The organism is Micromonospora sp. NPDC047527 (genome assembly GCF_040643015.1).
Lineage (GTDB): Bacteria > Actinomycetota > Actinomycetes > Mycobacteriales > Micromonosporaceae > Micromonospora.
Genome location: NZ_JBEYTK010000003.1, coordinates 230,004 through 249,698, shown reverse-complemented (window position 1 = coordinate 249,698; position 19,695 = coordinate 230,004). Strand labels below are relative to the sequence as shown.

Below are 19,695 nucleotides of genomic sequence, written 5' to 3'. Positions count from 1 at the left end.
GGTCACCGCCGCTTCGCGTTAGCGCGGTCCTGCAGGCCTTCGCCGAGCAGGCTGAACCCGAGGACGCAGGCGAGCAGGGCGAGGCCGGGCGGGACCGAGGTCCACCACCGTCCACCGACCACGTCTGCGGCACCCAGGCTGATCATGGCTCCCCACTCCGCGTCGGGGATGCTCACGCCCAGGCCGAGGAAGGAGAGCCCGGCCAGGGTGAGCATCGCCCAGCCACAGTTCAACGGCGCGATCACCCGCACCGGGGTGAGGCTGTTGGGCAGCAGGTGCCGCCACAGGACACCCACCGACGACGCCCCGGAGGTGATCGCGGCGTCCACGAACGGCAGTTCACGCAGCGACCGCACCTCGGCGCGGACCAACCGGGCGTACGCCGGAGCGTTCACCGCCGCGATCGTGATGATGAGGTTGATCGTGCCGTTGCCGAGCAGGGCGGCCACCGCGAGCGCCAGGATGAACGTGGGGAACGACTGGAAGATGTCGACCACCCGCATCAGCACGTCGTCGAGCCAGCCGCCGAAGTATCCGGCGACCAGGCCGAGCAGGGTGCCGACCACCACGGCGAGCGCGACCGCTGCCAGGGCGATGCCCAGGTCGAGCCGGGCGGCGTAGAGCATCCGGCTCCAGATGTCCATGCCGTTGCCGTCGGTGCCCAGGAGGTGGTTGCCGCCTGGGCCGACAAGCGTGTTCGCCGGGTCGATCTCGGTCTCGCCCCATGGGCTCAGCAGCGGCGCGAGCAGCGCCACCACCGCGATCACCGAGAGGATGGTCGCGCCGGCGATGATCAGGCGTCGGGCGAAACGACTGTCCCGGTCACCGCCGGCGATGACCACCGGTGCCGTCGCGGAGTCGCCGGTGACGGCGGTGCGCAGCTCGGCCATCAGAGCCTCACTCTCGGGTCGAGGATCGCGTGGACCACGTCGGCGATGAGGAACACCAGCACGTAGCACAACGCGATGACCAGCACCGACGCCTGCACCACGGGGTAGTCCCGGTAGAGCAGGCCGCGCAGGGCCCACTGGCCGAAGCCCTGCCACGAGTACACGTACTCAACGAGCACGGTGGAGCCGATAGCGGTGCCGAAGACCAACGCGGCCAGCGACGGCAGTCGGACCAGCGTCGCCCGCATCAGGTAGCCGTAGTGCAGGGTCCGGCCGCGCAGGCCGTGTGCCTGCGCCGCGGCGTACGACTCGGAGTGCAGCACCTCCAACGCGGAGGCCCGGACGCTGCGCAGCAGCGGCGCGACCACGCCGACGACCAGGGTCAGCACCGGCAGCACGAGGTACGCCGCGGCGGAGGCGAAGGCCGGCCCGTTGGCGGTGAGCGCGGCGTCGAGGAGATCGGCGCCGGTGAGTGGGGTCAGGTTCGTGTCCGGATCGACGCGCCCGTTCGGCGCCGGGAACCAGCCGAGGATGCTGTAGCCGACCAGCACCAGCATCAGGCCGAGCCAGAACTCGGGGACGGAGTTGCCGACCAGGGCGAACACCCGGACGCTGTGGTCGCCGAGCCGGTTGGCCCGCCGGGCCGACCAGACGCCGAGCACTGTCGCCACCACCAGCGCGATGGTCACGGCGATGACGACGAGTTGCAGGGTGGGCCCGACCCGTAGCGCCATCTCCGCACCCACGGAGCCGCCGCTCTGGATCGAGGTGCCGAAGTCCCCGGTGAGGAGCCCGCCGAGATAGTCGAGGAACTGCTGCCACAGCGACTGGTCGAGCCCGAAGCGGGCCCGGGCCGCGGCGGCGTCCTCCGCACTGGCGTTCGGCCCGAGAATGCTCCGCACCGGGTCGCCCGGCAGCACCCGGACCAGGAGGAACGCCAGGACGACTACTCCGAGCAGAACGGGGATCAGCTGGAGTAGTCGCCTGACGACAAACCGGAAGATGCGCATGGGTGGGTGGTGTCCCTAGTCCGACGCGCTCAGGTAGCGCAGGCGGGCGAGGCCGTCGATCGGCTGCACCCAGCCGGCGACGGATTCCCGCACGGGCAGGTTGAAGTTGGGCTGGCAGATGACCGCCCAGGGCACGTCCGCGGCGAGGATCTCCTGAACCCGCTTCCAGAGCGCGTTGCGGGCGGCCTCGTCGACCGTGGTGTGCGACTTCTCGTAGATCTGCTCGATCTCCGGGTTGGTGTAGTTGGAGTAGTTGAGGTTGGCGCCCTTGACGAAGCTCGTGGCGAGCATGTATTCGACGTCGTCGACCCAGAGCTGACCGGAGGTGAGCTGAATCGGGATGTTCTTCTTCGTCCGCCGCTCGCCGAGGGTCGCGGGGTCCAGCGGGGTCAGCTTGAGCCTGATGCCCGCCTTCGCCGCCTCGCCCTGCACCTGGACGGCGATCTTCTGCTGCTCCTCGTTGTCGGACTCGAAGACCAACTCGGAGTCCAGCGACGACTTGCCGGCGGCGGCCATCGCGGCCTTCGCCTTGTCGAGGTCGTGGGTGTACGGGTAGCCGTTCTCGTCGTGCCCGGGCATGTCCAGCGGCACGGTGCTCTTCGCCGCGCGGGCGTCGCCGCCGTACACGTTGCTGATGATCTGCTCGTAGGGCACCGCGTACGCGAGCGCCTTACGGACGTTCACGTCGTTGAACGGCGCCGTGGTGACCGACATCTGGATGGCGACCTGACGGTTGCTGGCGGCCGAAATGACCTTGATGCCCGGTGCCTTCTTGAGGTCCTGGATGTCGCGCTGGCTGATGCCGAGGGCGACGTCGATGTCACCGGCCTGCAGTTGCAGCCGCTGGTTCGACGCGGCCGGCACGACCGAGATCCGGATGGTCGGGATCTTGGCCGGGTCGGGGCCCGGGTAGCCGGTGTTCGCGCTGAGCTCGATCTCCTGCCCCTGGGTGGCCTTCGCGACGTTGTAGTAGCCGCCGGTGGGCGGGTTCTTCGCGAACCACTCCTTGGCCCAGGGGTCGCTGGCGGTGGCGTGCTTCTTGGCCTCGACGGAGTCGAAGACGTACAGCGAGATCGCCTGGATCTGCCGGGTGAGGGCGCTGGGGAACGCCTGGTGGAACTCCACCGTGTAGTCGTCGACGACCTTGACCTGGTCCGGTTCGGTCAGGCCGATGGTGCGGTAGACGCCGGCCACGTTGGCCTGGGCGGCGAACGCGCGGTCCTTCGACCACTTCACGTCGGCGGCCGTCATCTCGTTGCCGCTGCCGAACTTCACGCCGCGACGCAGCTTGAGCGTCCACACCTTCTGTGCGGCGTCGGGCTCGAACGACTCGGCGAACGTCGGGGTGACGTTCTGGGTGTCGAAGATCTTGCTGTCACCGGCGCTGGTGACCCCGTAGTCGATCAGGTACGGGAAGACGTTCTTGTAGAGCATGAGCGCGGTCAGGTCGAAGCCGACGAAGTCCTGGTCCCAGCTCGACAGGTAGCTCGAGACGGCGATGCGCAACGTCTTGGCGGCGGAGCCGCCCGACGTCCCGTCCTTCGACTTGTTGCCGCTGTCCGCGGCGCAGGCGCCGGTCGCGAGAAGGAGCGCGACGCTGCCCCCCAACTGCAGGACACCGCGGCGGGAAAGCGCGGGCGAGGAGGCGCCCGGGCGGTGCGAACGAGCCATTAGTAGTCCTCCTAGAACCAGGGGGAGATGGGCCGCCCAGCGGACCCACCTGGAGTTCTACAGGATTAAGCGAGAGTGAACAAGTGGGTGAACGGCGTTCACAGGCTCTCTCGGCACCTTTGCCCGAAACCCTTCTCGAAGTGCGGGATTAGCGTGTAGCCAGCGTTCACACAGGTTCACTAACTCGTTACCTAACACGTTCACCAACAGCCCCACCCGTCGCGAACCCGCGGGAAGCTGTCGTCGATGTTCACCAATGCGTCGGTCGGCCGCCCCACGGACGTACGTGATCCCGCGTTTTCGCCATGTCGTGCTGTGAGCGTTCACAACCAGCCGGGCCACCGCACCTCCGGAATTTTCGGCCGCCCCAGCGATAGTTACGGCGGGAAGGGGTGCCGCCAGAAGGCCCTGGACAGGACGGTGCCGCACCGTCGGGGACGACGCGCGTCGCCACGTTTTCCGCAAGACAGCGGTTGAAGGTGTTATCGATAAACTGCTATCTTTCGGCGCGGGAGCGCAGGGCACGCTCCCCGTCGCACCGCCAATCGGCAGGGCACTCGGTGGGCACTCCGCCTCGTCGCCTGGCCGGTCGGCGACCAGTCCGGGCCGCTCCGCCGACGCAGGCTGACCGCAGGCGGCCATCGGGCGACTCCGACCCGGCCGCACGCCCAGCTCCCCACGCCCGCACGGGCGCCCCCGGCATCGGTGGAACGCACCAACCGGCTCTCCGACCGCGGACGAGCGGGGCACTGCCGGCGGTCGTTCGGTCGACGTCGCGCGCACCACCGGCCCAGACGATCAAGGGCAAGGAGGCAAGCAATGGTGAAACGTACACAGCTTCTCTCGTCCATCGCCGCCGCGGCCGTTCTTCTCGCGGCGACCACCGGCGCGGCGCTGAGCGGCGCGCTCGGCGCCACGGCGGAGGCCGCGACGAACGGCACGCTCGCGGCCACCGCCGGCTGCGGCAAGGCGCCCACCCTGACCAGCGGGACGCGCACCATCTCCAGCGGCGGGCAGAACCGCACCTACATCCTGCGGATCCCGGACGGGTACGACCGCAACCACCCCTACCGGCTGGTCTTCGGCTTCCACTGGCTGAACGGCTCGGCCAACAACGTCGCCTCGGCCGGCTACTACGGTCTGCAGCCGCTGTCGAACAACAGCACGATCTTCGTCGCGCCGCAGGGCCTCGACAACGGCTGGGCCAACACCAACGGCCGGGACCTGACCCTCTTCGACGACATCTCCCGGCAGATCGAGAACGACCTCTGCGTCGAGACGACCCAGCGCTTCGCGCTCGGCTGGAGCTACGGCGGGGCGATGAGTTACGCGGTGGCCTGCGCCCGGCCGAACATCGTCCGCGCGGTCACCGTTCTGTCCGGCGCCAACCTCAGCGGATGCAACGGTGGCACCCAACCCGTCGCCTACTTCGGCATCCACGGCACCTTCGACAGCGTGCTGAACATCTCCATGGGTCGATCGGTGCGGGACACGTTCGTCCGGAACAACGGCTGCACCGCGCAGAGCCCGCGCGAGCCGAGCCGAGGCAGCCTCACCCACATCACCACCACCTACTCGGGCTGCCGGGCCGGGTACCCGGTGCAGTGGGCCGCCTTCGACGGAGACCACACCCCCAGCCCGGTCGACGGGTCGTCCAGCCCGAACGACTCCCGGACGTGGACCTCGGCGGAGATCTGGCGGTTCTTCACCCAGTTCGAGTCCACCCCGCCGCCCACCACCGCCCCGCCGACGACCACGCCGCCCACGTCCACGCCGCCCACCACCGCCCCGCCCACCACCGCCCCGCCGACCACCCCGCCGCCGACCGGCGGGCCGGGCGCCTGCGCCGCCACCTACCGCACCGTCAACACCTGGCCCGGCGGTTTCCAGGCTGAGGTCACCGTGGCCAACACCAGCACCACCTCGATCAACGGCTGGACCGTGCGTCTGAGCCTGGCCGGCGGCCAGGCCATCAGCAGCCTCTGGAACGGCGTCAACACGGGCACCACCGGCACCGTCAGCGTCCGCAACGCCCCGTACAACGGATCGTTGGGCCCGAACGCCTCCACCACCTTCGGGTTCACCGCCACCGGAGACGGCACCACGCCGGCCAGCAACCTCACCTGCACCAGCCCCTGAGCGACGGCGCCACGTGGGTCCGGAGCCACTCGGCTCCGGACCCACGTGGCGCACCCGTGACGGCGTCGGATATGGACGGACAATTGCGCACCTCGACGGGGACGCCCGGCGGCGTTCCCTGACCGATCGGCCACCGCCGGCCGCCCGGGACCACACCTCGGGCAGACGCCCGTGCCGGTCGGCCCGTGCGTTCGGCGGTGGCTGCCCTCATCCGTTGGTCGAGGCGGTTATCGGCGGCAGCCGATGGCCTCACAGACGTACTTTTCGCAGGTAGCGGGGGGTTGCTATCGTCGCCCGCGACGCCGAGCCTCGGCGGCGAGGGAAGGGGACGCAATGAGTCTGATGGACAAACTCCGGGGCGAGTTCGTCGACATCGTGGAGTGGCTGGACGACAGCCGCGACACGATCGTCTGGCGGTTCCCGCGCTATCAGAACGAGATCAAGATGGGCGCCAAGTTGGTCGTCCGCGAGTCCCAGACGGCGGTGTTCGTCAACGAGGGACAGATCGCCGACGCGTTCCCTCCCGGCACGTACACGCTGGAAACCCGGAACATGCCCATCCTGTCCACTCTCAAGGGCTGGAAGTACGGCTTCAACTCGCCGTTCAAGGCCGAGGTGTACTTCGTCAACACCCGGCAGTTCACCGACATGAAGTGGGGAACGCAGAACCCGGTGATCCTGCGCGACGCCGAGTTCGGCGTTGTCCGGGTGCGGGCGTTCGGCGCGTACGCGGCGCGGGTGGTGGACGCGTCGCAGCTCCTGCGGGAGCTGGTCGGCACCGATCCGCAGTTCCGCACCGAGGAGGTGCAGGAATACCTGCGGCAGCTCATCGTGGGACGGCTGGGCAACGCGCTGGCCACCGCGGGCGTGCCGCTGCTGGACCTGGCGGCGCACCAGGACGAGATCGGCCGCCGCCTGGCGGGCGTGCTGACCGCGGAGCTGGCCGAGGTCGGTATCGCGATCCCCAAGTTCGTCATCGAGAACGTCTCCGTGCCGCCGGAGGTGGAGCAGGCGCTGGACAAGCGCACCAGCATGGGCGCGGTCGGCGATCTGGGCCGGTACACCCAGTTCCAGGCGGCCAACGCCATGGAGGCCGCCGCCAAGAACCCGGGCGGCGAGGCGGGCGCCGGCATCGGGCTGGGCATGGGCATGGCCATGGGCCAGCAGATGTCCCGGGCGATGGCGGGCGGCTCGGGCGCGCCGCAGCCGTCGGCGCCCCCCGCGCAGCCGACCCCCGCGCAGCCGGCCGCCGCCGGGCCGCCGCCGCTGCCGAACCAGGCCCAGTGGTACGTCGGCGTCGCCGGGCAGCGGCAGGGCCCGTACGACCTCGGCGGGCTGGCCGAGCAGGTCGGCGCGGGCGCGCTAGGCCCGGACACGCTCGTGTGGCAGGCCGGCATGGCGCAGTGGCAGCCCGCCGGGCAGGTGCCGGAGCTGGCGTCGGTGCTGGCCAGCGTCCCGCCGCCGCTGCCCCCGCAGTGAACGCACGGCAGGCCGACGGACCGCTGCGAGGGAAGAGAAGGCAATGAGCGACACGACGGTATCCCCGGCGACGTACGGGTGCGGGGGCTGTGGTGCCCGGGTGGAGTACGCGCCGGGAGCGGCGACGCTGAGCTGCCCGTACTGCGGGCACCAGCAGCAGATCGCCGGCGCCGGACGGGAGGTGCGCGAGCACGCGTACAGCGAGTTGGCGAGCCTGCCGCGCAAGCCGGTGGGCAGCGTCGCCGCGCACGCGTACGTCTGCCCGGCCTGCGGCGCCCACACCGAGAGCGACGCGATCGCCAAGCGCTGCCAGTTCTGCGCCACGCCACTGGTGGCGGAGAACGTGCCCGGCGAGCTGATCGCTCCGGAGGCGGTGCTGCCGTTCGCGGTGGACCGGTCGGGCGTGCGCACCGCCCTGGGCACGTGGTGCCGCAGCCGCTGGTTCGCGCCGGGGAGCCTCAAGAAGGTCAGCGAGGCGGAGACCCTCAAGGGCACCTACCTGCCGCACTGGACGTTCGACGCGCGGACCGTGTCGGACTACCAGGGTCAGCGCGGCGAGTACTACTACGTCACCGAGACATACACGGTGACGGTGGACGGTAAGCAGGAGACGCGCACCCGACAGGTGCGCCACACCCGGTGGCACTCGGCGAGCGGCACCGTCCGCCGGGACTTCGACGACGTGCTGGTGCCCGCCACCACGCACCTGCCGACGAAGCAGCTCGACGAGCTGGCCCCGTGGCCGCTGGCCGAGGCGGTCGCGTACCACGGCGACTACCTGGCCGGCTATCACGCGCTGCGCTACGACACCGAGCCCGAGGCGGGGCTGACCGAGGCGAAGGCGCGGATGGCTCCGGTCATCGAGGGCGACTGCCGGTCCGACATCGGCGGAGACGAGCAGCGGGTGTCCTCGGTGGACACCGCGTACTCGGACGTGTCGTACAAGCTGATGCTGCTGCCGGTGTGGATCGCCGCGTACCTGCACGCCGGCAAGTCGTACCAGATCCTGGTCAACGCCCGGACCGGCGAGGTCATCGGTGAGCGCCCGTACAGCGCCGCGAAGATCGCGATGGCGGTGCTGGCCGCGCTGGCGCTGGTCGGGCTCGTGGTGGCGTACATGATGAGCCGCTAGCGCCCCCACAACGCGGCACGGGCCACCGCGAACGGATACCGGTCGCCCGTGCCGTTGGCGCATTCATGGCCGCGAGGATTGGCCGAGCGGCCGATTCGCCAGCGCCCCGATCCGCAGGATCGTGAGTTCACCATCGTCGAGTCGAGCGACGCGCCGGAATGGAGCCCTCGATGAATTCGTTGAGAAGAACTTCGCTGGCCGCGGGCGTGTTCTACGTGCTCACGTTCGTCTCGATCCCCACCCTCACCCTGTACGAACCGGTGCGCGAGGCGGACTACATCGTCGGCACCACGTCGGAGACAACGGTCGTCGTCGGCGCCGCCCTTGAGGTGATCGTCGCCCTCGCCTGCATCGGCACCGCCATCGCGCTGTACCCGGTGCTCAAGCGGCAGGGTGAGGCCCGAGCGCTGGGTTTCGTCGGCGCCAGGGTCCTCGAAGCCGCCGGCATCTTCATCGGCGTCGCGAGCCTCCTGACGGTCGTGGCCCTGCGACGGGCCGACGCCGGAGCGGACGCGCTCGTCACCGGTCAGATGCTTGTCGCCTTCTACGACTCGGTCTTCCTGCTCAGCCAGAGCTTCCTGCCTGCCGTGAACGCCCTGCTGCTGGGTTCCCTGCTGTACCAGGCACGCCTCGTACCGCGGGTTCTGCCGCTGCTCGGGCTCGTCGGAGCACCCCTGCTCGTCGCCGCCGACCTCGGCATCCTGTTCGGCCTCTGGGACCGGCTGTCCCCGGTGACGGCGATCGCGGCCCTCCCCATCGCCGTGTGGGAGTTCTCGCTGGGCGTCTATCTGATCGTCAAGGGCTTCAGGCCCTCGCCGGTCACCGCGGACATGGCCGCCGACGGCGTTCGGCCCGTCGAGGGCGCCACCGTCTGACCCGCCAGGAGGGCCGCCGCCACCGGTCGCGGTTCAGGCCCCGCGCCGCCGCCGGACCTCGCTCATCGGCTGGCTTGTCGAATCGGGTGGCCCGCGCCTTCGACGTGGGTGGCGGACGGGTCGGCACCTGCCCGGGTGTGGCCGCCCCGGACGTCCTCCTCGATCCGCTTCGCGGCGAGCAGCAGCGGCGGAAGCAGGTCCCGGCGGATCACCTCGAAGGACCCCCGGGAGGCGTGCGCGGAGACGTTCACCGCGGCCACCACCGCGCCGTTCTCGCCGTGGATCGGCGCGGCCAGGGAACGCAGCCCCTCCTCCAACTCCTGGTCCACGATCGCGTACCCCTGGGTGGCGATCTTCGTCAGGACGGTCCGCAGCTTCCCCGGGTCGGTGATGGTGCGCCGGGTCAACGGCCGCAGCTCCGCCTTGGCGAGGTAGGCGTCCAACCAGTCCGCCGGTTGGGCGGCGAGCAGCACCCGGCCCATGGACGTGGCGTACGCGGGAAACCGGGTGCCGACGCTGATCCCCACCGTCATGATCCGCTTGGTGGGGACGCGGGCGACGTAGACCACCTCGTCGCCATCGAGCACCGACATGGAGCAGGACTCGCGCACCTGCGCGACAAGCGCCTCCATGTGCCGCTGCGCGACCTCGGGCAGGCTCAGGCTCGACAGGTACGCGTAGCCGAGTTCGAGGATCCGCGCCCGCAGCGAGAAGAGGCGGCCGTCGGTGTGCACGTAACCCAACTCGACCAGGGTGTGCAGGAACCGGCGCGCGGCGGCCCGGGTCAGCCCGGTCCTCCTGGACACGTCACTGAGCGTGAGCTGCGGGTGGTCGGCGTCGAACGCCCGGATCACCGCGAGCCCGCGCTCCAGCGATTGGACGAACTCCGGCGATCTCGTCGCCTCCGCGCGCACGCTCACCCGGCCTCCTGCCGCAGGGCCTCCCGGGCCACCTTGAACGCCCGGTTGGCCGCCGGTACGCCAGCGTAGACGCCGACCTGCAGCAGGACCTCCGCCACCTCCGCCGGGCTCAGTCCGTTGCGCAGCGCGGCGCGGACGTGCATCGCCAACTCCTCGTCGTGGTGCAAAGTGGCGAGCACGGCGAGGGTGATGCAACTGCGGGTACGCCGATCCAGGCCCGGCCGGGTCCAGACCTCTCCCCACGCGTAGCGGGTGATGAAGTCCTGGAAGTCGGCGGTGAAGTCGTCCGTGCCGGCCACCGCGCGATCGACGTGCGCGTCACCCAGCACCTGCCGGCGTACCGTCATGCCTGTCTCGTGCCGCTCGCGGTCGTTCATCGTCCACCAGGCTCCTCGTCGAAGTGGTCCCGCAGGAGTCGACACACCTGCTCGGGTTGCTCGACGTTGGCCAGGTGCGCCGCCGCAGGCACCACGGCCAGCCGGGCCCCCGGGATCCGCCCGACGATCTCGCGGGCGTGCTCCAGCGGGGTGGCCGGGTCGTCCGCCCCCGCGACGACCAGCGTCGGCGCGACAACCCGGCCGAGGTCGGGGCGCAGGTCCATCGTGGCTATCGCCTCGCAGGACGCGGCGTAGCCGGCGGGGGACGTCGCGGTCAGCATGGCGCGGTGGGTGGCGACCACATCCGGTCGGGCGGCGGCGAAGTCGGGAGTGAACCAGCGGGTCACCACAGCGTCGGCGATGGCCCCCAGCCCGGCGGCTCGTACTGTCGCCGCCCGATCCCACCACTGCGCGGGCGGACCGAGCGACGCCGACGTGCAGAACAGCGCCAGCCGCCGCACCCGGTCGGGCGCGTGCGCGGCGAGCCACATGCCGACCATGCCGCCGAGGGACAGACCCGCGTAGTGGACCCACGGCACGTCGAGGTCGTCCAGCGTCCGCAGCAACTCCCGGCCCAGAAGATCCATCGTGTACGGCCCAGGCGGCACCACCGAGCGGCCGTGGCCCAGGTGGTCGTACCTGATGACCCGGAACCGTTGCGCGAGGGCCGCCACCTGGGGTTCCCACATCGCGCCGGTGGTGCCGAGGGAACTGCCGAGCAGCAGCACCGGTGCGGTGGCCGGGCCGTCCACTGTGGTGTGCAGCCGCGACGTCACGTCCGCGGCCCTCGCACGGTGGCCAGGGCGCGGTCGACGAACCGGCCGGCCGAGCCGAGCCAGCGGTGCGGGTCGAGCGCCTCGTCGACCTGCGCCTCGGACAGGTGGGCGCGGATCTGCGGGTCGGCGAGCAGGGCCGCGCGGAACGAGGGTGCGGCGGCGGCGCGGGTGACAAGGTCGTGTGCGGCGCTGCGGCCGAGGCCGGGTGCCAGTCGCGCGGCGACGGCCTCGGCGAGCACGAGCCCACCCGTGGCGTCGAGGTTCCTGCGCATCCGCTCCGGGCGAACCTGGAGCTCGGCCAGCATCCGCGCACACCGGCTGGCGGCACCGCCGGCCAGGTGCAGCAGATCGAGCAGCGGCTCCCACTCGGCGTGCCACGCGCCGGCGGCCCGTTCGTGCTCCTGCACGGCGGCGGCGAACAGCGTGGCGACGAGGCCTGGAGCGCGCCGCGCGGCGGAGCCGATAAGCACTGAGTCCACCGGGTTGTGCTTGTGCGGCATCGCCGAGGAGCCGCCCCGCCCGGCCCCGCCCTCGGCGACCTCGCCGATCTCGGTCTGGGCCAGCAGCCCGACGTCGAGCGCGACCTTGCCGGTGGCCGCGAGAAGCCCACCGAGGGCGGCGGCCAGGTCGAGCCGGGGCTGTCTGCGGGTGTGCCAGGGCAGCGGGCTGGCGGGCAGGCCCAGGTTCGCCGCGAAGCGCTCGGCGATGTCCGGGCCGGCCGGGCCGAGCGCGGCAAGGGTGCCGACCGCGCCGCCGAGTTGCGCGGGTTGGGCGGCGCCCGCCTGCCGGAGCCGGTCCCGGGCGTCGACCAGGCCTGTCATCCAGCCCGCGGCTTTGAGCCCGAACGTGGTGGGTGCCGCCTGCTGCCCGAGGGTCCGGGCGACCAGCACGGTGTCCCGGTGGGTGTCGGCGAGCCGGGCGGCGGCGTCCACGGCGGCGTCGAGGTGGCGCAGCAGCGGACCGAGGGCCCGTACTGCCACCAGGCTCAGCGCGGTGTCGAGGATGTCCTGGCTGGTCGCGCCGACATGCACCCAGCCCTGGGCGTGCTCGGGCACGGCGGCGGTCAGCTCCCGCACGAGCGGGACGACCGGGTTGCCGGCGGCGTCGGCCGCCCGGCCGAGGGACGCTGTGTCGTACCGTTCGGCGCGGCACTGCTCGACTATCGCGTCGGCCGCCGGTGCGGGCAGGACGCCGACGTCCGCCGCGGCCCGGACGAGCGCGGCCTCCGCGTCGAGCATGGCCCGCAGCAGGGCCGTATCGCTGAGTTCCGGGTCGACGTCGGGGGCGCCGGAGAGGCCGCCAAGCAGGCCCTCAGACGGCGAAGAAGACGGTCTCACGGTCACCCTGGAGATGGATGTCGAAGCGGAGTCCGTCCGGCGCGGGACTGGCCAGCAGCGTGTGCCGACGGTCGGCGTCCACGCTGCGCAGGACGGGGTCGTCGGCGTTCGCGGCCGGCTCGTCGGGAAAGTAGAGCCGGGTCGCGAGGCGGTGCAGCAGCCCTCGACCGAGGACCGACAGGGCCAGGTGGGGTGCCTCGGTGCCGCCGTCCGGGTCGGGCAACGACCCTGGCTTCACGGTCAGCAGCTCGTACCACCCCTGCCCGTCGGTTTCGCTGCGCCCGAAGCCACGGAAGCCCGCCAGCGCCGGCGGTCGTGCCCCGCGCGGGTCGTCCGGGTGGTCGAAACGGCCGTCCGGGTCCGCCTGCCAGCTCTCCACCAGCGCGTCGACCACCGGCTCCCCGGCGCCGTCGAGGATCCGGCCGCGGATCCAGAACGCCCCCGGCGTGCCCTCGGGGACGACGTACGGGCCGTCGGACCAGCGCAGACCGATGTGCAGGTACGGCCCGACGGTCTGCGCGGGCGTCACACCCAACCGCTCACTCATCGTCGTCCTCGCCCTCGAAGGGGGTGCTCGCCCGGCCCCGCAGCACGATGTCGAACTCGTACGCCAGCGCCCACTCCGGCACCGTCGTGGCGTGGTCGTACCGGGCGACCATCCGGTTGCGGGCGTCCGGGTCGCGGACCGAGTTGAAGATCGGATCCTGGAAGAAGAGCGGGTCGCCCGGGAAGTACATCTGCGTCACCAGGCGCTGGGTGAACGCGCGGCCGAAGAGGGAAAAGTGGATGTGCGCTGGCCGCCAGGCGTTGTCGTGGTTGCGCCAGGGGTAGGCGCCGGGCTGCACAGTGATGAACCGGTAGTGCCCCCGCTCGTCGGTGAGCGCCCGGCCGACTCCCTCGAAGTGGGGGTCGAGCGGTGCCGGCCAGGTGTCGCTCGCGTGGCGGTACCGGCCGGCGGCGTTGGCCTGCCAGATCTCGACGAGCGTGTGGGGCACCGGTCGGCCGTCGCCGTCACGGACCCGCCCGTGCACGATGATCCGCTGCCCCTGCGGCTCCCCGTCGTGTTGCCGGGTCAGGTCGTGGTCGAGGTCGCCGAGCCGCCCCTCCCCCAGAAGCGGCCCGGTGATCTCGGTCAGCCGCTGCGGCAGGTAGGTCAGCGGGTGCTTCGGCGCCCGCCCCACTGTCGACTTGTAGCCGGGGCTGAGCAGAGGCGGGTGGGCGTCGACGTCGTCCCGCCGGTACTGCGGCAGCACCAGGCCGGTGTCGGCCCGGTGGACGGAGTTCTGGGTCATGGTCGTCTCCCGTCAGACTTCCGGTGCCACGGCCTGCCGCTGCGGCCCTGGCTGCTTCGTCGCCTCCAGGGCACGCAGCACCGCCAACTCCTGTGCCGTCGGCGGCTCGCCCGTGGTCAGCCGCTCCGCGACGGCGAGGTCCCAGCCGGTGGCCGCGCGTGCCTGTTCCCGGGTCACCCCGGGGTGCAGGCGGGTCAGCGTCAGCTCGCAGGTGACCGGGTCGGGTTCGAGGACGCCGAGATCGGTGATCACCAGGCGTGGCCCGCCGCCGCGTAGACCGAGCCGTTCCCGGTCACCCGGGCCGGACCCGTAGCCGACCGAGGTGACGAAGTCGACCCGTTCGGTGAACGTCCGGCGGTTCTGCCGGACGATCACCACGACCTCGCGGCAGGAGGCGGCGATCTCCGGGGCTCCCCCGGCGCCGGGAAGCCGGACCTCCGGGGCGTCGTAGTCACCTCCGACGACCGTGGTGTTGATGTTGCCGTACCGGTCGAGCTGCGCGGCACCGAGGAAGCCCACGTCGATCCGGCCGGGCTGGAGCCAGTAGTTGAACACCTCGGGCACCGACACCACCGCGTCGGCCGTGTCGGCGAGGACACCGTCCCCGATGGAGAGCGGAAGCCGGTCCGGCTTGGCGCCGAGGCAGCCGGACTCGTAGATGAGCACCAGGTTCGGGGCGTGCGTGGCCCGGGCGAGGTTCGCCGCGGTGCTGGGCAGCCCGATTCCGACGAAACAGGCGGTGCCGTCGCGCAGTTGGCGGGCCGCGGCGACGGTCATCATCTCGTCCGCGGTCCAGGCCGCCGGTGTGGTCTGCTCGTTCACGCCGCCGCCCCGGCCCGGTGCACGTGCTGGTCCAGCCAGTCGCGGAAGGTGTCGCGGTGCCGGCTGACCGCGTCCCACGCCCGGTAGAAGTCGTTGTCCCGTACGGAGTAGCCGTGGGCGTAGGAGGGGTGTGCGCCACCGGGTGCCTCGGCCACGGCCGTGATCGCCCAGCCGGGCAGGACGACCTGCCCGGGCACGGGAGCCAACTCGTCCACGATCTCCTCGACGGTGACCAGCGAGCGGTGCGCGGCGAGCACCGCCTCCTTCTGCACACCGGTGATGCCCCACATCTGCACGTTGCCGGCCCGGTCGGCGCGCTGCGCGTGCACCACTGTCACGTCGGGACGCAGGGCCGCGACGGCGGTGAGGGTCTCTCCGGTGAAGGGGCAGGTGATGGGCCGGATGTTGGCGGTGTGCCGGGGCAGGTCGGTGCCGGTGTAGCCGCGCAGGACGGCGAACGGCAGCCCGGACGCCCCGGCCACGTAGCGGTTCGCCATGCCGGCGTGGCTGTGCTCCTCCAGCTCGAGCGGATTCGGCCAGGCGTGCTGCACGGCATCGCGGAAGCGGTGCAGCGACCCCACGCCCGGGTTACCGCCCCAGGAGAAGACCAGGCGACGGGCACATCCCGCGCCGATGAGCTGGTCGTAGATGACATCGGGGGTCATCCGCACCAGGGTCAGGTCCCGCCGTCCCTGACGGATGATCTCGTGGCCGGCGGCGAACGGGATGAGGTGCGTGAACCCTTCCAGGGCCACCACATCGCCGTCGCGGACCAGGTCCGCCACCCCGTCGGCCAGCGAGACGAGCGTCGCCATGAGCCTCCCCGCCTCCCGCAAAACCTTGGCATCGCCGGGCGTTCGCTATGCGAACTGCCGTCCCCATATCGAACGTACGGCGGACAACGGCATCCGTCAACGACGGGTTCGTCCGGCCCGAGGCGCACCGTCCACCGTGCACGGAACTCACTCCGGGCGATGCGTTGACGCGAGCCGGACCGCGTGCCAACGTTCATGAAGAGAACGGCCGTTCGGTGAGCGAACAGCTTCCGGCCCCTTGCGAAGGCGGTCCGCCCCGCCCGGTCGCGCCCGGGATCACCCCCATCGGCCCCACGCTCCCAGGAGGACCCCATGACACTGCTGGACGCCACGATCTGGCAGGGCACGCTCCACAGCGACGGCTGGGTTGAGCCGGCCGGTGGCACGGCGCCGGTGCGCTCCCCCGCCACCGGGGAGGAGATCGGCCAGGTCGGCGTGGCGAACGCCGACGACGTGACGCGGGCCTGCGCCCGCGCGGCCGCCGCCCAGCGGACCTGGGCCGCCACCGGTTACGCCGAGCGGGCCGCAGTGCTGCGCCGGGCCGGGCTGCTGTTCGAGCGGCACTCCGCCGAGATCGGCGACTGGATCGTGCGGGAGTCCGGGTCCATCCCGCCCAAGGCCGCCGTCGAGACCGACACCGCAGCGCAGGAATGCTACGAGGCTGCGGCGCTGGCCTCGCACCCGCTCGGCGAGATCATCCCGAGCGCGCAACCGCGGCTCAGCCTGGCTCGCCGGCTGCCCGTCGGCGTTGTCGGCGTCATCGCGCCGTTCAACTTCCCGCTCATCCTGGCCACCCGCTCCGTCGCCCCGGCCCTGGCGCTGGGCAACGCCGTGGTGCTCAAGCCCGATCCGCGCACGGCGGTCTGCGGCGGCGTCTCGATCGCCCGGGTCTTCCAGGAGGCCGGCCTGCCCGACGGACTGCTGCACGTCCTTCCCGGCGGGGTCGAGACCGGAGAGGCGCTGGTGGCCGACCCGAACGTACGGGTGATCAGCTTCACCGGTTCGACCGCGGCCGGCCGCGCGGTCGGCGAGGCGGCCGCACGCCATCTCAAACGGGCGCACCTCGAACTCGGCGGCAACTCGGCGCTTATCGTCCTCGACGACGCCGACCTGGACCTCGCGGTCTCCGCCGGCGCCTGGGGGTCCTTCCTGCACCAGGGTCAGATCTGCATGACCACCGGCCGGCACCTGGTGCACGCGAGTCTGGCCGAGCGGTACGTCGAGCTGTTGGCGGATAAGGCGAACCACCTGCCGGTCGGCGACCCTGCGAAGGAGCAGGTGGCGCTCGGGCCGATCATCGACGAGCGCCAACGCGACAAGATCCACTCTCTGGTCACGGCGAGCGTCGACGCGGGCGCCCGGCTGGCGGCCGGGGGCACGTACGAGGGGCTGTTCTACCGGCCGACGGTGCTCGCCGACGTCACCCCCACGACACCGGCGTACGCCCAGGAGGTCTTCGGCCCGGTCGCGCCGGTGATCGCCTTCGCCGACCAGGACGAGGCCGTGGCGTTGGCCCGGCAGACCGAGTACGGCCTGTCGCTGGGCATACTCAGCCGCGACGTGATGAAGGCGATGGCCCTCGCCGACCGGATTCCCAGCGGGATCGTGCACATAAACGATCAAACGGTGAACGACGAGGCCGTCGCGCCGTTCGGCGGGGTCGGGGCTTCCGGCACCGGCTCCCGGTTCGGCGGGCCGGCAGCGAACGTCGACGCGTTCACCGAGACCCAGTGGCTCACCGTGCGGGGCACCGTCACGCGGTACCCGTTCTGACATCGGAGAGGAGAATGCCGCAGATGCGTACCCAGGTCGGCATCGTGGGAGCCGGGCCGGCAGGACTCATGCTGTCGCACCTGCTGCACCTGCACGGAATCGAATCCGTGGTGCTGGAGAGTCGCAGCCGTGACTACGTCGAGCACCGGGTCCGGGCGGGCGTCCTCGAACAGGGCTCCGTCGACCTGCTGACCCGCGCCGGCCTCGGCGAGCGCCTGCACCGCGAGGGGCTGCGACACGAGGGCATCGAGCTGCGGTTCGCCGGGGAGTCGCACCGGGTGCCGATGACGGAGCTGACCGGGCGGGCGATCACCGTCTACGGGCAGCAGGAGGTGGTCAAGGATCTGATCGCCGCCCGACTCGCGGCCGGCGGCTCGATCCTCTTCGACGCCGACGTCGTACGCCTGGACGGCCTCGACTCGGACTCGCCGGTCGTCCACTTTCGACGGAACGGCCGCGACGAGGAGCTGCGGTGCGACTTCGTGGCCGGCTGCGACGGGTTCCACGGGGTGAGCCGAGGGGCGGTGCCCGACGGCGTGTTGACCACCTACGAACGGACGTACCCCTTCGCCTGGCTGGGTGTCCTCGCCGCCGCCGCGCCGGCGGTGGAGGAACTCATCTACGCCAACCACGAGCGGGGCTTCGCCCTCTACAGCATGCGCTCGCCGGAGATCTCGCGGCTCTATCTCCAGGTCGCGCCCGACGAGGACATCGCGGCGTGGCCGGACGAGCGGATCTGGGCGGAGCTGCGGGCGCGGCTGGAGACGGTGCCGGGCTGGTCACTCAACGAGGGGCCGATCCTGGAGAAATCCGTCACCCCGATGCGCAGCTTCGTCGTCGAGCCGATGCAGTGGCAGAGGTTGTTCCTGGCAGGGGACGCCGTGCACATCGTCCCCCCGACCGGCGCGAAGGGCATGAACCTGGCCCTCGCAGACGTCGCGCTGCTCGGGGACGCCTTCGCCGCGTGGTACGACCAGGGGCGCACCGAGCTGCTGGAAACCTACTCGGCCACCGCACTGCGCCGGGTCTGGCGAGCCCAGCACTTCTCCTGGTGGATGACCTCGATGCTGCACCGGCTGGAGCGCGACGACCCGTACGAGGCGAACCTCCAGACCGCCACCCTGCGGTACGTCGCCACCTCCCGCGCCTACGCCACGAGCCTGGCGGAGAACTACGTGGGCCTTCCCGAGGTCTGACCGCCTGGGCAGCCCGAGCGGCAGCGCAGCATTGTTCAACCTATTCCTGACGGGCGTCAGAAAATTCTTGACATTCAATGCCAGGGTGACTGACCATGGCCAGCACAGCGGCGTGCCCCCACGCAGCGGTAGTCCACCTGCAGATCCGAGGCATCCGCCGGCTCTTGACGCACCCCACCACCCCTGCCCAGGAAGGGCCTCGTCAATGAAGAAGGTTCTGGCTCTCGGGCTGATCGCCGCTACCGCGATCGCCCTCACCGGATGTACCGACTCCGACGCGTCCAACCCGTCCGAACAGACCTCTGGCGAACTGCGCAAGGTACGGGTCGCCGCGCTGCCCATCACCGAGACCGCCGCGCTGTGGGGCGGCATCAAGGCGGGCATCTTCGCCGAGCGCGGGCTCCAGGTCGAGGTGCTGCCCGCCCAGGGTGGCGCGCAGTCCATCCCCGCCCTGCTGAACGGCGACATCGACTTCGCGATCGGCCAGCCCTTCGGCCCGTTCCGGGCCGACCTGCGCAACCTCGGCGTCGTCATCATCGGCAACTACGCCTCCTCCTACGCCACCGGCGACGACATCAACGCCGTGGTGGCCTCGGCGAAGTCCGGCATCAAGCGGCCGGCCGACCTGGCGGGCAAGCGGGTCGCGGTCAACAGCCTCGGTGCCGCCGGCGATGTGACGATCATGGCGGCGGTCGAGAAGGACGGCGGCGACCCAACGAAGATCAAATTTGTGGAGGTCGCCTTCCCGGACGCCCCGGCCCAACTGGAGGCGGGCAACATCGACGCCGCCTGGGTGCCCGAGCCCTTCGTCACGCAACTGAAGAGCCGCGGCGACACCTTCGTCGTCGCGCCCTACCAGGCGGTCGTGCCCGGTCTGGCCACCCTCACCACGATCACCACCAAGGAACGGACCGAGAAGGACGCCAAACTGGTCGAGGACTTCTCGGCGGCGATGAAGAAGACCCTGGAGTGGGCCAAGGACCCCGCCAACGAGGCGGCCGTCCGACAGGCCATCAAGGACAATCTTCAGCTGCCGCCGCCGGTGGCCGAGTCGGTGAAACTCCCGGAGTTCGGTTGGGAGATCGACCGCACGAGCCTGCAGACGCTCACCGAACTCGCGCAGAAGTACAAGGTGCTCGACCAGCAACCCAACTTCGACCGCCTCATCCAACAGCAGTAACCGCGCGCTCC

18 protein-coding genes are annotated in these 19,695 nt (G+C 71.2%); 7 read left to right on the top strand and 11 right to left on the bottom strand.

The window, feature by feature from the left end:
- Positions 1 to 2: 2 nt before the first annotated feature.
- The 3 genes from ABZ808_RS14200 to ABZ808_RS14190 are packed head-to-tail and all read right to left on the bottom strand — an operon-like array spanning position 3 to position 3,571.
- The gene (locus ABZ808_RS14200) at positions 3 to 890 is read right to left on the bottom strand and encodes an ABC transporter permease (protein ID WP_357005446.1); all 888 of its coding nucleotides are present in this window, start codon (positions 888 to 890) and stop codon (positions 3 to 5) included.
- Entirely contained in the window at positions 890 to 1,900 is a 1,011-nt protein-coding gene (locus tag ABZ808_RS14195) for an ABC transporter permease (protein ID WP_357005444.1), read from the bottom strand. Before ABZ808_RS14195 ends, ABZ808_RS14200 begins: the two co-directional genes overlap by 1 nt.
- Positions 1,901 to 1,915: 15 nt before the next feature.
- Positions 1,916 to 3,571 carry an ABC transporter substrate-binding protein gene (locus ABZ808_RS14190; protein ID WP_357005441.1) on the bottom strand — a complete coding sequence of 552 codons (1,656 nt, stop codon included), beginning with the start codon at positions 3,569 to 3,571 and terminating at the stop codon, positions 1,916 to 1,918.
- Positions 3,572 to 4,390: 819 nt separating this feature from the next.
- On the opposite strand from ABZ808_RS14190, the gene ABZ808_RS14185 reads away from it, so the two are divergent.
- The 4 genes from ABZ808_RS14185 to ABZ808_RS14170 all read left to right on the top strand — a co-directional run bounded on the left by ABZ808_RS14185 (position 4,391) and on the right by ABZ808_RS14170 (position 9,196).
- Complete coding sequence (locus ABZ808_RS14185) at positions 4,391 to 5,710, top strand: cellulose binding domain-containing protein (RefSeq protein WP_357005438.1); 1,320 nt, start codon at positions 4,391 to 4,393, stop codon at positions 5,708 to 5,710.
- 333 nt (positions 5,711 to 6,043) lie between these two features.
- Positions 6,044 to 7,189 carry an SPFH domain-containing protein gene (locus ABZ808_RS14180; RefSeq protein ID WP_357005435.1) on the top strand — a complete coding sequence of 382 codons (1,146 nt, stop codon included), beginning with the start codon at positions 6,044 to 6,046 and terminating at the stop codon, positions 7,187 to 7,189.
- Between the two features lie 43 nt (positions 7,190 to 7,232).
- On the top strand, positions 7,233 to 8,321 hold the full coding sequence (locus tag ABZ808_RS14175) for a hypothetical protein (RefSeq protein WP_357005432.1): 1,089 nt from the start codon (positions 7,233 to 7,235) through the stop codon (positions 8,319 to 8,321).
- Between the two features lie 170 nt (positions 8,322 to 8,491).
- Positions 8,492 to 9,196 carry a DUF4386 domain-containing protein gene (locus ABZ808_RS14170; protein WP_357005429.1) on the top strand — a complete coding sequence of 235 codons (705 nt, stop codon included), beginning with the start codon at positions 8,492 to 8,494 and terminating at the stop codon, positions 9,194 to 9,196.
- Positions 9,197 to 9,258: 62 nt separating this feature from the next.
- On the opposite strand, the gene ABZ808_RS14165 is transcribed toward ABZ808_RS14170, so the two are convergent.
- The 8 genes from ABZ808_RS14165 to ABZ808_RS14130 are packed head-to-tail and all read right to left on the bottom strand — an operon-like array spanning position 9,259 to position 15,535.
- On the bottom strand, positions 9,259 to 10,116 hold the full coding sequence (locus ABZ808_RS14165; RefSeq protein WP_357005426.1) for an IclR family transcriptional regulator C-terminal domain-containing protein: 858 nt from the start codon (positions 10,114 to 10,116) through the stop codon (positions 9,259 to 9,261).
- On the bottom strand, positions 10,113 to 10,493 hold the full coding sequence (gene pcaC / locus ABZ808_RS14160; protein ID WP_357005423.1) for a 4-carboxymuconolactone decarboxylase: 381 nt from the start codon (positions 10,491 to 10,493) through the stop codon (positions 10,113 to 10,115). Before pcaC ends, ABZ808_RS14165 begins: the two co-directional genes overlap by 4 nt.
- Complete coding sequence (pcaD, locus tag ABZ808_RS14155; RefSeq protein ID WP_357005420.1) at positions 10,490 to 11,269, bottom strand: 3-oxoadipate enol-lactonase; 780 nt, start codon at positions 11,267 to 11,269, stop codon at positions 10,490 to 10,492. Before pcaD ends, pcaC begins: the two co-directional genes overlap by 4 nt.
- Positions 11,266 to 12,606: a 3-carboxy-cis,cis-muconate cycloisomerase gene (pcaB, locus tag ABZ808_RS14150; protein WP_357005418.1), complete on the bottom strand. Its 1,341-nt coding sequence runs from the start codon at positions 12,604 to 12,606 to the stop codon at positions 11,266 to 11,268. The genes pcaD and pcaB overlap by 4 nt, the downstream gene beginning before the upstream one ends.
- Positions 12,581 to 13,153, bottom strand: coding sequence for a protocatechuate 3,4-dioxygenase subunit alpha (pcaG, locus tag ABZ808_RS14145; protein ID WP_357005416.1), 573 nt, complete (start codon positions 13,151 to 13,153; stop codon positions 12,581 to 12,583). The genes pcaB and pcaG overlap by 26 nt, the downstream gene beginning before the upstream one ends.
- Complete coding sequence (gene pcaH, locus ABZ808_RS14140; protein WP_357005414.1) at positions 13,146 to 13,898, bottom strand: protocatechuate 3,4-dioxygenase subunit beta; 753 nt, start codon at positions 13,896 to 13,898, stop codon at positions 13,146 to 13,148. The genes pcaG and pcaH overlap by 8 nt, the downstream gene beginning before the upstream one ends.
- Positions 13,899 to 13,910: 12 nt before the next feature.
- Positions 13,911 to 14,678 carry a CoA-transferase subunit beta gene (locus tag ABZ808_RS14135; protein ID WP_357006767.1) on the bottom strand — a complete coding sequence of 256 codons (768 nt, stop codon included), beginning with the start codon at positions 14,676 to 14,678 and terminating at the stop codon, positions 13,911 to 13,913.
- 38 nt (positions 14,679 to 14,716) lie between these two features.
- On the bottom strand, positions 14,717 to 15,535 hold the full coding sequence (locus ABZ808_RS14130) for a CoA-transferase (protein WP_357005411.1): 819 nt from the start codon (positions 15,533 to 15,535) through the stop codon (positions 14,717 to 14,719).
- A gap of 312 nt (positions 15,536 to 15,847) precedes the next feature.
- Here ABZ808_RS14130 and ABZ808_RS14125 point away from each other — a divergent pair, with 312 nt between their 5' ends.
- The 3 genes from ABZ808_RS14125 to ABZ808_RS14115 all read left to right on the top strand — a co-directional run bounded on the left by ABZ808_RS14125 (position 15,848) and on the right by ABZ808_RS14115 (position 19,684).
- Positions 15,848 to 17,308, top strand: coding sequence for a benzaldehyde dehydrogenase (locus ABZ808_RS14125; protein ID WP_357005408.1), 1,461 nt, complete (start codon positions 15,848 to 15,850; stop codon positions 17,306 to 17,308).
- Positions 17,309 to 17,331: 23 nt separating this feature from the next.
- Positions 17,332 to 18,504, top strand: a complete 1,173-nt coding sequence (pobA, locus tag ABZ808_RS14120) for a 4-hydroxybenzoate 3-monooxygenase (RefSeq protein WP_357005405.1) — start codon at positions 17,332 to 17,334, stop codon at positions 18,502 to 18,504.
- Positions 18,505 to 18,709: 205 nt separating this feature from the next.
- The gene (locus ABZ808_RS14115) at positions 18,710 to 19,684 is read left to right on the top strand and encodes an ABC transporter substrate-binding protein (RefSeq protein WP_357005402.1); all 975 of its coding nucleotides are present in this window, start codon (positions 18,710 to 18,712) and stop codon (positions 19,682 to 19,684) included.
- Positions 19,685 to 19,695: the final 11 nt, after the last annotated feature.